Below are 12962 nucleotides of genomic sequence, written 5' to 3' on the forward strand. Positions count from 1 at the left end.
GCGGCGCCGGCGGCACGGCGGCGCCGGCGGCACGGCGGCGCCGGCGGCACGGGCGGCGCGGGACCTACTGCGCGCCGCCCGTCCGGCCGGCCAGCACCGGCAGAACCTGCGAGCAGATCGAGTGCAGGGCGATCCGCTGCTCGTCGGTCATCTCCTGGAAGGCCTGGTGGGTGCGGGCCATCTCGCCGCGGATACGGGCCAGGATCTCCCGGCCCTCGTCCGTGATCACCACGATCTTCACCCGGCGGTCACCGGCCGCCGCCGCCCGGTTGGCCAGGCCCAGCGACTCCAGCCGGTCAACGATCCCGGTGACGTTCGACGCGTCGCAGCCCAGCCGCCCGGCCAGCGCGCGCATCGGCACCGGCTCCTGCACCGCGCCCAGTGCCTTGGCCTGCGAGGAGGAGAGCCCGTGCCGGGCCGCGGCCGCCGCGAAGTCCTGGAAGTAGGCGGCACCGACGGCGGCCAACACCTCCATCAGCTCGGCGTTGGTCGGTACGGTCGTCGTCGCTGTCGAACCCATGGGGTCAGGGTACGACCAGGTGCTTCAGCAACTCAAGCTTTGACCAGGGCAACCGTCCGCGAGCCTGCTCACGCCGCCGCCCGTCCGCCCCCGGTCCTGCCCGTCCGCCCCCGGTCCGGCCCGTCGGGCAGGCCGGCCCCGTCCGCCGGGCAGGCGGGCAGGCGCGCAGCAGCGCCGCTCAGAGCACCAGCTGGTCGAACAGCCGCCGCAGCTCCGCGTCCGGGTTCGCGGTCAGCCCCGTGTGCACCGGCCCCGGCTGGACGATCGCACTGCGCGGCGCGGTCAGCCAGCGGAACCGCTGCCCCGGGCTGTCCCCCGCGGCCGGACCGGCCTGCGGCCCGCCCAGGCAGACCGCCTCGATCCCGTGCAGCGCCCGCCGCACGCCCTGCACGTCCGCGACCGGGTCCAGCGCCAGCAGCCGCGCCTGGTCCAGGTGGGTGCGCGCGGCCAGGTGCGAACTCTGCCGGCAGTACAGCAGCACCCCCACGTTCACGCACTCGCCCCGCTCCACCCGCGGCACCGCGCGGATCACGGCGTACTCGTAGTCGTGCAGCTCGACGATGGCCGGCAGCGCGGACGTCGACGACCCGGTCATGCGGGCACCTCCGGGAGCCAGTCACGCGGACCGGCCAGTCGCTCGGTCAGCTGGGCACGGTACGCGGCGCGCACCTCGTCGGGCGAGTCGAAGCCGAACTCGTCCGTCAGCCAGATCTCGGGGATCTCCGCGACGGCCGCCTCGATCGCCGCCTCCGCGAGCGGGGCGAGCGCCTTGTCCGCCGCCTCCAGGTCCGGCCGGGCGCCCAGCAGCGCATGGTCGGACGCGTCGTACGGGCGGCGCACCCAGGCGGCGGCGCCGGGCCAGTTGTGGTGGAAGATCAGGGTCGCACCGTGGTCGATCAGCCGCAGCCCGCCGGTCGCCACCAGCAGGTTGGGGTTGCGCCAGGACCGGTCCACATTGCCGATCAGCGCGTCGAACCAGAGCACCTGCCCCGCGAGTTCCGGATCCACCTCGAAGCAGAGCGGATCGAAGTTGAGCGCACCGCTGACGAAGGCCATCCCGAGGTTGGTCCCGCCGCTGGCCCGCATCTGGTCCTGGATCTGGTGGTCCGGCTCACTGCGTGCGAGCACCGGGTCCAGGTCGACGGTCACCAGCTCCGGCACCGGCAGCCCCAGCCGCCGCCCCAGCTCCCCGGCCAGCACCTCCGCGACCAGCGCCTTGCGCCCCTGCGCCGCACCGACCCATTTCAGCGCGTAGAGCCGCCGATCATCGGCCTCGACCAGGCCCGGCATCGAGCCGCCTTCTCGCAGTGGCGTCACGTACCGGATCGCCGTCACCTCGGGTAGCACGCCTCCCACCCTATCGGTGCCACCACCCGCACACCCGCCGCCCCCAGCTGCACGGACGGCCCCTCCCACCCCGTCTCCCCCATCCACCCCACCCCAGTGGCAGCCCCCGCTGCTCCGTGCGAGTGTGGCGGACAGTAACGGGGACCTTCACGGCAAAGGGATGAGCGATGGAACGACCTCGGATCCTGATCGTGGGCGGTGGCTTCGCCGGCCTGGAGTGCGCCCGCCGTCTCGAACACAAGCTGTCACCGTCGGAGGCCGAGATCTCGCTGGTCACGCCGTTCAGCTACCAGCTCTACCTCCCCCTCCTCCCCCATGTCGCCGCCGGCGTCCTCACCCCGCAGTCCGTGGCCGTCTCCCTGCGCCGTTCGCTGCGCCGCACCCACATCGTCCCCGGCGGCGCCATCGGCGTGGACCCGGCTTCCAAGGTGTGCGTCGTCCGCAAGATCACCGACGAGGTGATCGCGCAGCGGTACGACATCCTGGTGCTCGCTCCGGGCAGCGTCACCCGCACCTTCGACATCCCCGGCCTGACCGACTACGCCCGCGGCATGAAGACGCTCGCCGAGGCGGCCTACGTCCGCGACCACGTGATCGCCCAACTCGACCTCGCCTCGACGTCGCTGGACCAGCGGGAGCGCGAGTCCCGGCTGCAGTTCGTGGTCGTCGGCGGCGGCTACGCGGGCACCGAGACGGCCGCCTGCCTGCAGCGTCTCACCACCGCGGCCTCGCACCGCTACCCGCGGCTGGACGCCCGGCAGATCAAGTGGCACCTGATCGACATCGCCCCGAAGCTGATGCCCGAGCTCGGCGACCCGCTCGGCGAGGCCGCCCTGGAGGTGCTGCGGGCGCGCGGCATCGAGGTGTCACTGGGTGTGTCGGTGGCCGAGGTCGGCGCCGAGTCGGTCAAGTTCACCGACGGACGGGTGCTCCCCTGCCGGACGCTGATCTGGACCGCCGGCGTGGCCGCGAGCCCGCTGATCGGCACCCTGGACGCCGAGACCGTCCGCGGACGGCTGGCGGTGACGGCGGAGATGCGGGTGCCGCAGTTCGAGGGCGTGTTCGCGCTCGGCGACGCCGCCGCCGTTCCCGACCTCGCGAAGGGCGACGGCGCGGTCTGCCCGCCGACCGCCCAGCACTCCGCCCGCCAGGGCCGCGTGGTGGCGAACAACGTGATCGCCTCGCTCCGCAACCAGCCCCTGGAGCCTTACTACCACAAGGACTTGGGCCTGGTGGTGGACCTCGGCGGCAAGGACGCGGTCTCCAAGCCCCTCGGGGTGGAGCTGCGCGGCGTACCGGCCCAACTGGTGGCGCGCGGTTACCACTTGATGGCGATGCGCACCAATGTGGCCAAGTTCCGGGTGGGTGCCAACTGGCTGCTCAACGCGACCGCCGGGGACGACTTCGTCCGCACCGGATTCCTGGCCCGCCAGCCTGCCCGGCTGCGCGACTTCGAGTACACCGACGCCTATCTGACGAAGGATCAGGTGCGCGCCCACGCCCAGTCCTTGCTCGCCAAGGGCTGAGCGAGCCGACGCCGGTGCCCCCGCGGTCAGGTCCGCGGGGGCACCGGAGCGGTGCGGTCGGTCGGCACGCGGTCGGCGTGCGGTCAGCGCGTTGTCGGCGTGCTGCGGTCGGCGTGCTGCGGTCAGCGCGCGGTCAGGTACATCCCGCTCGCGTCCTGCCCGGCCGTGTTGTGGCACGAGTAGTCACCGCTCGGACGGCCCCACAGCAGCGTCAGGCAGCGCCCGACCGCCTGCTGGCCGTAGTAGTTGGGGTGCATCGACTCCTGCAGCGCGCCCTGCGTGGAGTTGAGCCCGCCGTCCAGGAAGCGCGCCCACTCGCTGGTGGTCGCGGACGGGCCGGAGCTCGCGGTCGGCTGCTTGGTGGCCGTCGAGCAGACCTCGCGGCCCTGCAGCATGTCCGACAGGTCCAGGAACTGCGCGCCCTTGGACGCGGCGACGCCCGCCAGCGCCTGGGAGATCTGCGGCACCATCGAGTCGCGGGCCCAGTCGGCGTCCCCGTCCCAGAACGGGCAGCCACCGGTGTTGGAGCGGGTCCATCCGCTCTCCGGGTACCGCATCTCGGCGCTGCGCGGGATCGGCGACGGGTAGGACTGCAGCACCAGCCGGTAGTCCGACTGCGCGTAGCCCGCGCCGGCCATCACGGCACGGATCTCGTCGATCGCCTTGCCGACGCCGGCCATCGCGGTGGGCATCTTGTCGTCGATCTGGGACTGCGCGGAGTCGTGGCAGTACGAGTACCAGATCAGGTAGTCCTGGACGCAGCTGGAGATGACGTCCGCGAAGCCCAGGTCGTTGCCGCCGATCGACAGGGTGATCAGCTTGACGTTGTTCTGCCGTGCCACGGTGGCGAGTTGGTCGGCCTGCGGGGCCTCGCCCTTGTACGACTGGCCGCCGTTGGAGGCGCGGAAGACGTTGTCGGTGACGGCGCCGGAACAGGCCAGGTTGATCTCGTTCTGGGCGCCGGTCGAGGCGCTGAGCACCTCGGCGACGTCGGAACGGTCGCAGCCGCTGGACGCCGTGGCGCCGTAGACCCGCGAGGGGTCGTACGAACTGCCGGTCCAGGCACGGTCGGAGCCGTTGCGGCTGCCGCTGGTGCCGGCGGAGTTGCCCTTCCAGCGACCGGCCTCGCCGGAGATGTAGCTGTCGCCGAGCGTGACGCTGGCGGTGGGCCCGGACGGTACGGCGGTCAGGGCGGACGGGGCGGCGTAGGCCGGTGCGGCGACGGCCAGGCCTGCGACGGCGAGCGGGAGGGCGAGGGCTGCGGTGAGCAGCCGTCGGCCGAGTCGAGGCGTGCTGCGGGTGATGCTCGAACGGATATCGGGCACTGCGGAACTCCTGCGGCTCGGTCTCCCCGTGGCATGGGGAACGGGAAGACGCGTAAGTGAGGGTGGGCCGCCGGCCGGTGGCGCGATGAAGATGACATGCCCTCTCCCGTTACCGCTAGGTATCTGCAGCAGGTTTCCGCTTTTGTTACCGGCGGGTTCAGACCAGACCAGCAACGACGCCCGGATGCCGCCCGCGATTCACACCCGCCACACCCACCCCGCCCGTCCCACGAACCGCCCCTCCGACGACCCCCCGACGACCCCTCCGACCGCCCTCCGCACCACGCCGACGGTCACACCAGCCGCGAGCCGCCCCCGCCCGTCCCCAGCACCGCCGCCAGGTCCTCCGCCAGACCCCTGGCCTGCGCCGCTTCCAGCCGGGCCGTCGTGAAGCGCAGCCCGGGCGGCGACTGGATCCGGTACCGCGCGCCGGGCGCCGCGACCCATCCGCGCTGCACCAGCGCCGCCAGCGCCGAGGTCTCGTCCGGCACCGGCACCCAGACGTTCAGCCCGCTCTGCCCGTGCGCCTCGATCCCGCGCGCCGCCAGCTCGTCCAGCAGCGCGTCCCGCCGGGCCCGGTAGGTGGCGGCCACGTGCGCGACCGGCGCGGCGTCGGTGCGCCACAGTTCGGCCACGGTGCGCTGCAGCAGGTGGCTGACCCAGCCGGCGCCCAGCCGCAGCCGCCCGACGACCCGTCCGACCGTCTCCGCGTCGCCGACCGCCACCGACACCCGCAGGTCCGGACCGTACGCCTTGGCCGCCGAGCGGACCACCGCCCAGTGCCGCGAGCCGGCGCCGGCCAGCGGGTGGTACGGCTGGTCGACCATGCCGTGCCCGTGGTCGTCCTCGATCAGCAGCACTCCGGGGTGCTCGGCCAGGACGGCCCTCAGCTCCTCGGCCCGGCGGGCGGTGAGCGCCGCGCCGGTCGGGTTCTGCGCCCGGCTGGTGACCACCACCGCCCGGGCGCCCTCGGCCAGCGCCGCCGCGAGCGCGTCGGGCAGCGGCCCTTCGTCGTCCAGCCGGACGGGCAGGTGCTTCAGGCCCATCGCGGGCAGCAGGTCGAACAGGCTCCCCCAGCCCGGGTCCTCGACGGCCACTGCGTCGCCGGGGCGCAGCCGGGCGCCGAGGATGCGCTCGATGGTGTCGAGCGAGCCGGAGGCGACGGCGATCGGGCCGCCGGGCAGGCCGTCGGCCTCGAAGGAGGCGCGGGCGAGCGCGAGCAGCTGCGGGTCGGCGGCCGGGTGTCCGTACAGGACCGGTTCGGCGCGCGCGGCCTCGGCGGCGGCCGCGAGGGCGGGGCCGAGGTCGGGCAGCAGCGCCGGGTCGGGGTTGCCGGTGGACAGGTCCCGCGCGTGCGGCGGGACGGGGATGCGGATCTGGTCCCGCGGGGTGAGGGCGGGCCTGGGGAGGATCCGGCTGCCCTTGCGGCCGGCCGTCTCGATCACGCCGCGGTCGCGCAGCAGCCGGTAGGCGGCGGCGACGGTGTTGGGGTTGACGCCCAGTTCGGCGGCGAGGTCGCGCAGCGGGGGCAGCGCGGTTCCGGGGGCGAGCAGCCCGCTGCTCACGCCCTGCTCGATGTGCGCCGCGATTTCGCTGGCGCGTCGCCCTTTCAGCGGATAGTCTCCTAGCACAAACCAAATTATGCACTAGTACATAGAGGTTGTCATGTCAGACAGCACGGAAGGCTCGCCGACCTACTCCCGCACCCCCAGGACCACCCCCACCCGCTACAAGGACCGGGCCACCTGGGAGCAGGAGGCGATCCACGCCATCCTCGACAGCGCCTACATCTGCCACCTCGGCTTCGTCGCCGACGGCGCGCCCGTGGTCCTGCCGACGATCTACGCCCGGGTCGGCAGCCGGCTCTACGTCCACGGCTCGACCGGCAGCCGTCCGATGCGCGGCGCCTCCGGCGAGCAGGGCATGCCGGTCTGCGTCACCGTCACCCAGGTGGACGCGCTGGTGCTGACCAAGTCCGCGTTCAACCACTCGGTGAACTTCCGCTCGGTCGTCGCCCACGGCACCGCCCACCAGGTCACCGACCCCGAGGAGCTGGACGTCGCGCTGGCCGCCCTGGTCGACCACGCGATCCCCGGCCGTTCCGCCGAGGTCCGCCCGGCCAACGCGAAGGAGCTCGCCGCGACCGCCGTCCTGCGGCTGGAGCTGGACGAGGTCTCGGCCAAGACCCGCGACGACGACGCCGGCGACGACCCGGCGGACGTCGACCTCCCGTACTGGTCCGGCCTGATACCGGTCACCACCGTGCACGGCACGCCCGTTCCGCACGACGACCGCACCATCCCGCTCCCCGCGCACCTGCGCGGCTACCCCCGCTGACGAGGAACACCCGATGCTGATCAGGTCCTGGGACCGCGGCGACGAGGACGAGTGGCGCGCCTGGCTGGCCGAGGGCCGCGACTTCGGCCTGCTCGCCGCCAACGGCGGCCCGGGCGAGGGCCCGGTCCTCGTCCCGACGCACTTCCTGCTGGACGCCGACCGCGGCGAGATCCTGCTCCACCTCGCCGCGCCCAACCCGCTGCTCGCCGCCGTCCGCTCCGACCCGCAGGTCACCCTCGCGGTCACCGACGGCTACGCCTTCGCCCCGGGCCACTGGCGCGGCGCCCCCGGCACACCGACCAGCTACTACGCCTCGGTGCACTTCCACTGCACCGCCGAGGTCGTGGAGTCCGCCGCCGGCAAGGCGGAGATCCTCAATCGCCAGCTGGCGCACTTCCAGCCCGAGACGCCGGAGGTCCGGGTGGTGCCCGGCGACGGCGAGCTGGCCCGGCAACTGCCCGGGCTGCGCGGGCTCCGGCTGACCGTGAACGAGGTGCGGGCCAAGTTCAAGTACGACGACAAGAAGCCCGCCGAGACGCAGCACGCGATGGCCGACCGGCTCGCCGAGCGGGCGGACGGCGGCGGGCGCGGCCGCGACCAGTACGCCGCCGCCCGCGTCCAGCTGCTCCGCCGTCACCAGCGGCGCACCACCGCGCCGCGCAGCGTCGGCCCGCGCACCGCCGCGGCGCGCGCCACCCCGCCGGGCACCATCGCACCGCGCGCCGACGGCTGACTGCGCGTCACCCGTTCGGCCCCGCAACACGGGCGGCGCGGCCCCGGCGCTGCTGCAATGTGACACGAGCCCTGCCCACTCCGCGTCAGAGCAGGCCCGTCCACCCCGGGGAGCGCGCGTGTCCACAGCCAACGGCCAACGGGCGGCCGGCGAGGCCCATCTCGGCCACGTGGTGTTCATCTCGGCGGCCGCCGCCATGGGCGGCTTCCTGTTCGGCTACGACAGCGCAGTGATCAACGGTGCGGTGACGGGCATCCAGAAGCACTTCGCGGTGGGCCACGGCACCACCGCCTTCGTGGTGGCGATCGCGCTGCTGGGCTCGGCGGCCGGTGCGGTGATCGCCGGCCGGCTCGCCGACCACATGGGCCGGGTGCGCACGATGCTGCTGGCCGCCGTGCTGTTCGCGGCCAGCGGCATCGGCTCGATGTTCCCGCCGAACATCGAGGTGCTCGCCATGTGGCGCGTGATCGGCGGCGTCGCGATCGGCATCGCCTCCGTGATCGCGCCCACCTACATCGCCGAGGTCGCGCCCACCGCCTACCGAGGCCGGCTCGCCTCCTTCCAGCAGATGGCGATCGTGCTCGGCATCACCGTCTCGCAGCTCGCCAACTGGGCGCTCAACCAGGCCGCCGGCGGCGAGTCCACCAACCACCTCGGCGGCATCCAGGCCTGGCAGTGGATGCTCGGCGTCGAGACCATCCCGGCCCTGGTCTACGGGCTGATGGCGCTGGCCATCCCGGAGTCGCCGCGCTTCCTGATCGCCGACCACCGCGAGGAGCAGGCCCGCAAGGTGCTGGTCGAGGTCGAGGGCGAGGGCGTCGACCTCGACTTCCGGGTGACCGAGATCCGCGCCGTGCTGGAGTCCGCCCACAAGCCGCGGCTCAAGGACCTGCTCGGTGGCCGCTTCGGCCTGCTGCCGATCGTCTGGGTCGGCATCGGCGCCTCGGTGTTCCAGCAGTTCGTCGGCATCAACGTGATCTTCTACTACTCCTCCCTGCTCTGGCAGTCGGTCGGCATCAACGAGGCCAACTCGCTCCTGATCAGCCTCTCCACCTCGATCGTCAACGTGATCGGCACGGTGGTCGCGATGGTGCTGGTGGACCGGATCGGCCGCAAACCGCTCGCGCTGGCCGGCTCGGTCGGCATGGCCGCCTCGCTCGGCACCGCCGCCTGGGCGTTCTCCTACCGGCACGGCACCGGCGACAGCGCCACGCTGGACAACACCCACGCCGTCGTCGCCCTGGTCGCGGCGCACGTCTTCGTGTTCTGCTTCGCCTTCTCCTGGGGCGTCGTGGTCTGGGTCCTGCTCGGCGAGATGTTCCCGAACCGGATCCGCGCGCTCGCCCTGTCCGTCGCCGCCTCGGCCCAGTGGATCGCCAACTGGGCGATCACCGTCAGCTTCCCGGACCTCGCCGACTGGAACCTCTCGGCGACGTACGTCATCTACGCGTTCTTCGCACTGCTCTCCATCCCGTTCGTGGCCTTCTGCATCAAGGAGACCAAGGGCCGCGCCCTGGAGGAGATGGGCTGACCCGTCCCGCCCCACCGAATCCCCGCCGCACGCGGCCCGACCCAGCGAGAGGAAGCCATGTCCGACCAGGGCGGCTCCCGGCAGAACGTCACCTTCCCGAGCAACGGCCGCACGGCGCACGGGTACCTGGCCCGCCCTCCGCTGGGCGCCGGGCCGGGCCTGGTGGTGGTGCAGGAGTGGTGGGGGCTCACCTCGCACGTCGCCAGCATGGCCGACCGCTTCGCCGCCGAGGGGTTCACCGTCCTCGCCCCCGACCTCTTCGGCGGCGCGACCACCCACGACAGCGCCGAGGCGGCCCGGCTCAAGCGCGAACTCCCGGTCGAGCGGGCCGTCGAGGACCTCTCCGGGGCGGTCGACCACCTGCTCTCGCTGGACGGCGTGGTCGGCGACGCCGTCGGGGTGGTCGGGTTCTGCATGGGCGGCGGCTTCGCCCTGCTGCTGGCAGCCCGGGCCGGTGACCGGGTGGCCGCCGCGGTGCCCTTCTACGGCCTCCCGCCCGACCCGGACTTCGACTACCGCGGCCTGACCGCCCACGTCCTCGGCCACTTCGGCGAGTGGGACCGCTCGATCCCGATGGCCGCCGTGGACGAGGCCGCGATCCGGATCGGCGAGGCCACCGACATCCGCCCCGAGATCCACTTCTACCCGGCCGGGCACGCCTTCATGAACGACGAGAACCCGCTCGGCACCTACGACCCCCTCCAGTCCCGGATCGCCTGGGGCCGCACGGTCACCTTCCTCCAGGGTCACCTCGGCTGATCCCGCCCCACCCTCGCCCCCGACGATCCCCCGGCCCGCGCCCCGGCCGATCCCCCGACTCCCGCCCCGGCCGACCGGGCCGTCCCGGCAGGTGCAAAAACCCGATGGACACCTGTCCGAAGTCCGGCGATAGTCGCCAGGTGCCGACCCGACCGCCACGCCCCCGCCGCTTCGCCTGGGCGAGCCGCGACTTCCGCATCCAGACCGCCGCCACCGTGATCAGCGGCCTGGGCAATGCCGGCGCCCCCATCGCCACCGCCTTCGCCGTCCTCGGCAACGGCGGCACGACCACCGAGGTCGGCTACGTCACGGCCGCCCGCCTGCTGCCGACCGTGCTGCTCCTGGTGCTCGGCGGCGCCCTCGCCGACCGCATGCCGCGGCACCGGATCATGGTCGCCGCCAACGTCTTCAGCGGTGCCTCCCAGGCCGTGCTGGCCGCGCTGGTCCTGGTGGGAGACGCGCAACTCTGGCAGCTCCTGCTGCTCTCCGCGGCCGGCGGCGCCGGCTACGCGCTCTACTCCCCCGCCTCCGGCGGCATGATCATGCAGGCCGTCCCCCAGGAGCACGCGGCCCGCGCCTTCTCGGTCTTCCGGATGGGCCAGAGCGCCGCCCAGATCGGCGGCGCCGCCCTCGGCGGAGCCCTCACCGCCGCCCTCGGCCCGGGCTGGGTGCTCGCCCTGGACGCCCTCTGCTTCCTGATCGCCGCCGTGCTGCGCTTCTTCCTGGAGCCGGAGCAGGCCCCCGCCCCCGCGGGCAGCAGCATGCTGCGCGACCTGCGGGAGGGCTGGCGGGAGTTCGTCTCCCGCCGCTGGCTCTGGGTGGTCGTCCTGCAGTTCTCCGTCCTGGTCGCCTGCATCGGCGCGGTCGAGTCGGTCTACGGGCCCGCCATCGCCAAGGAGCGGCTCGGCGGCGCGGGTGCCTGGGGCCTGGCGATGTCCGCCTACGGCGTCGGCCTGGTCGCCACCGGCCTGCTGATGGCACGCTGGCGGCCGCGGCGGATCCTGCTGGTCGGCAACTGGGGGGTGTTCCTGTTCGGCGTACCCGCGCTGGCCCTCGCCGCCGCCGCGCCGCTGCCCCTGCTGGTCGCCGCCATGTTCCTCTCCGGCGTCGGCGTCACCGTCTTCGGCGTCAACTGGATGGTCGCGCTCCGGCAGGAGATCCCGGAGGAGATGTTCTCCCGGGTCTCCGCGTACGACGAGCTCGGCTCCTACTCGCTGGCCCCGGTCGGCACCGCACTGGCCGGCCCGGCCGCCGTGGTGCTCGGCCTGAGCGGCGCGCTCTGGACCTGTGCCGTCGTCTGCCTGGTCCTCAGCGCGGCGGTCCTGCTGGAGCCGCAGGTGCGCCGGCTGACCCGCCGGGGCACCACCGACGCACCGGTGCCCGCCACGGAGCCCGTACCCGCGTCCTGAGCGCCCCGTGCGCCGTGCGTGCGCCCACCCGGTCGCAACCGGTGGGACGGACGGGTCGTCCGAGCGGGTAGGAGACACGACCGCCCTGGGGGCCACCGGTGCCGAAGCCACTGCTGTTCCTGGACGTCGACGGTGTCCTGAACCCGGTCTGCCCGCATCCGGACGCCGGGTTCGACACCCACGCCCTGTTCGGCCACGCCGTGCTGCTGTCCACCCGGCACGGCGAGTGGCTGCGCGAACTCGCCGGCACGTACGAGCTGGTCTGGGCCACCACCTGGGAGGACCACGCCAACACCCACATCGCCCCGGTGATCGGGCTCGACCCGCTCCCGGTGGTCCGCTTCAGCGGCTACGTCCCGCAGCCCGGCGACCCGCGCGTCCCGCTGATGGAGCTGTTCTCCGCCGCCAAGTGGGCCCCGCTGCTGCGCTACGCCGGGAGCCGCCCGTTCGCCTGGGTGGACGACGTCATCCCGTCCCGGCTGGTCCGCCGGTCCCGCTGGCGCCGCGGGCGCCTGCTGCTGCCGATCGACCCCGGCCAGGGACTGGAACGCCGGCACGTCGACCGGCTGCTCGCCCGCCCGCCGCGCGGCCGGGCGAGCAGGGCGCTCAGGGGGTCGGCAGCCAGCTGACGTGCCCGGCGAGCAGCGCGTACCCGACGAAGGCCACGGTGTCGATCAGCGCGTGCGCCACCACCAGCGGCATCACCCGCCCCCAGCGCCGGTACAGCAGGCAGAACACCGCCCCCATCACCATGTTGCCGACCAGCCCGCCGACCCCCTGGTACAGGTGGTACGAGCCGCGCAGCACCGAACTCGCCACCACCGCCGCCGGCCAGGACCAGCCCAGCTGCCCCAGTCGGCGCAGCAGGTAGCCGAGGACGACGACCTCCTCCAGGATGGCGTTCTGCCAGGCCGACAGCACCAGCACCGGCACCCGCCACCAGACGTCCGGCAGCCCCGAGGGCGCCACCGTCAGGTTGTACCCGGCCGCCTGCGAGGCCAGGTACAACGCCAGCCCCGAACCGCCGATCGCCGCGGCGACGGCCGCGCCCCGGCCGAGGTCGCGCAGCTTCTGCCCGAGGTCGAAGCCCAGCACCCGCAGCGTGACACCCTCGCGCACCAGCAGGTACCCGACCAGCACCACCGGCATCAGGCCGCGCCCGATGTAGTACAGCTGCCACACCAGGTCCAGCCAGGGCCGGCCGGGCGCCCGCGACCCGTTCAGCGTGGCGACCTGCTGGCCGAGCTTGATCGGTTCGGTGAGCGAGCCGGCGAAACTGATCAGCGCGCTGATCCCGCTGGCCCCGAGCGAGAGGCCGAGGACGATCAGCAGCTCCGCCCCGAACAGGCGGCGGGTGGGCTGCTCGGTCTCCGACGCGGTCGGGCGGGTGGTCACGGGCGCTCCAGCGGACGGGCGGTCGCTCCGGCCGTCGGCCGACCGCCGGAGCGATCATCCTGACACAGCGGCCCGGTCGG

At 73.6% G+C, this 12962-nt stretch carries 13 protein-coding genes; 7 read left to right on the top strand and 6 right to left on the bottom strand.

What is annotated here, in order from left to right; translation table 11 throughout:
- Positions 1 to 64: 64 nt before the first annotated feature.
- The 3 genes from ACIRST_RS28575 to ACIRST_RS28585 all read right to left on the bottom strand — a co-directional run bounded on the left by ACIRST_RS28575 (position 65) and on the right by ACIRST_RS28585 (position 1867).
- A complete protein-coding gene (locus ACIRST_RS28575; protein ID WP_350524797.1) occupies positions 65 to 520 on the bottom strand; it encodes a MarR family transcriptional regulator in 456 nt (151 codons plus the stop codon).
- Positions 521 to 698: 178 nt separating this feature from the next.
- On the bottom strand, positions 699 to 1115 hold the full coding sequence (locus ACIRST_RS28580; RefSeq protein WP_350524798.1) for a DUF3037 domain-containing protein: 417 nt from the start codon (positions 1113 to 1115) through the stop codon (positions 699 to 701).
- Positions 1112 to 1867, bottom strand: a complete 756-nt coding sequence (locus tag ACIRST_RS28585; RefSeq protein WP_402805398.1) for a HipA family kinase — start codon at positions 1865 to 1867, stop codon at positions 1112 to 1114. The genes ACIRST_RS28580 and ACIRST_RS28585 overlap by 4 nt, the downstream gene beginning before the upstream one ends.
- A 167-nt stretch (positions 1868 to 2034) precedes the next feature.
- Here ACIRST_RS28585 and ACIRST_RS28590 point away from each other — a divergent pair, with 167 nt between their 5' ends.
- Positions 2035 to 3393 carry an NAD(P)/FAD-dependent oxidoreductase gene (locus ACIRST_RS28590; protein ID WP_350524800.1) on the top strand — a complete coding sequence of 453 codons (1359 nt, stop codon included), beginning with the start codon at positions 2035 to 2037 and terminating at the stop codon, positions 3391 to 3393.
- Between the two features lie 122 nt (positions 3394 to 3515).
- Here ACIRST_RS28590 and ACIRST_RS28595 read toward each other — a convergent pair whose 3' ends face one another.
- Positions 3516 to 4718, bottom strand: coding sequence for a GDSL-type esterase/lipase family protein (locus ACIRST_RS28595; RefSeq protein WP_402805400.1), 1203 nt, complete (start codon positions 4716 to 4718; stop codon positions 3516 to 3518).
- A 293-nt stretch (positions 4719 to 5011) separates the two neighbouring features.
- Positions 5012 to 6349 carry an aminotransferase class I/II-fold pyridoxal phosphate-dependent enzyme gene (locus ACIRST_RS28600; protein ID WP_402805403.1) on the bottom strand — a complete coding sequence of 446 codons (1338 nt, stop codon included), beginning with the start codon at positions 6347 to 6349 and terminating at the stop codon, positions 5012 to 5014.
- Positions 6350 to 6383: 34 nt separating this feature from the next.
- On the opposite strand from ACIRST_RS28600, the gene ACIRST_RS28605 reads away from it, so the two are divergent.
- From ACIRST_RS28605 to ACIRST_RS28630, 6 genes are all read left to right on the top strand, one after another.
- Complete coding sequence (locus ACIRST_RS28605; RefSeq protein ID WP_350524803.1) at positions 6384 to 7055, top strand: pyridoxamine 5'-phosphate oxidase family protein; 672 nt, start codon at positions 6384 to 6386, stop codon at positions 7053 to 7055.
- A 13-nt stretch (positions 7056 to 7068) separates the two neighbouring features.
- Complete coding sequence (locus ACIRST_RS28610) at positions 7069 to 7788, top strand: FMN-binding negative transcriptional regulator (protein ID WP_402805406.1); 720 nt, start codon at positions 7069 to 7071, stop codon at positions 7786 to 7788.
- Positions 7789 to 7906: 118 nt separating this feature from the next.
- Positions 7907 to 9319, top strand: a complete 1413-nt coding sequence (locus ACIRST_RS28615; protein ID WP_350524805.1) for a sugar porter family MFS transporter — start codon at positions 7907 to 7909, stop codon at positions 9317 to 9319.
- A 57-nt stretch (positions 9320 to 9376) separates the two neighbouring features.
- Positions 9377 to 10078, top strand: coding sequence for a dienelactone hydrolase family protein (locus ACIRST_RS28620; RefSeq protein WP_402805409.1), 702 nt, complete (start codon positions 9377 to 9379; stop codon positions 10076 to 10078).
- A 140-nt stretch (positions 10079 to 10218) separates the two neighbouring features.
- Complete coding sequence (locus tag ACIRST_RS28625) at positions 10219 to 11487, top strand: MFS transporter (RefSeq protein WP_402805411.1); 1269 nt, start codon at positions 10219 to 10221, stop codon at positions 11485 to 11487.
- Positions 11488 to 11585: 98 nt separating this feature from the next.
- Complete coding sequence (locus tag ACIRST_RS28630; RefSeq protein WP_396546173.1) at positions 11586 to 12116, top strand: HAD domain-containing protein; 531 nt, start codon at positions 11586 to 11588, stop codon at positions 12114 to 12116.
- On the opposite strand, the gene ACIRST_RS28635 is transcribed toward ACIRST_RS28630, so the two are convergent.
- The gene (locus tag ACIRST_RS28635; protein ID WP_350524810.1) at positions 12094 to 12882 is read right to left on the bottom strand and encodes a CPBP family intramembrane glutamic endopeptidase; all 789 of its coding nucleotides are present in this window, start codon (positions 12880 to 12882) and stop codon (positions 12094 to 12096) included. The two genes, ACIRST_RS28630 and ACIRST_RS28635, sit on opposite strands and share 23 nt — an antisense overlap.
- Positions 12883 to 12962: the final 80 nt, after the last annotated feature.

Origin of the sequence: Kitasatospora sp. NPDC101447 (assembly GCF_044767225.1) — a bacterium.
Taxonomy (GTDB): Bacteria; Actinomycetota; Actinomycetes; order Streptomycetales; family Streptomycetaceae; genus Kitasatospora.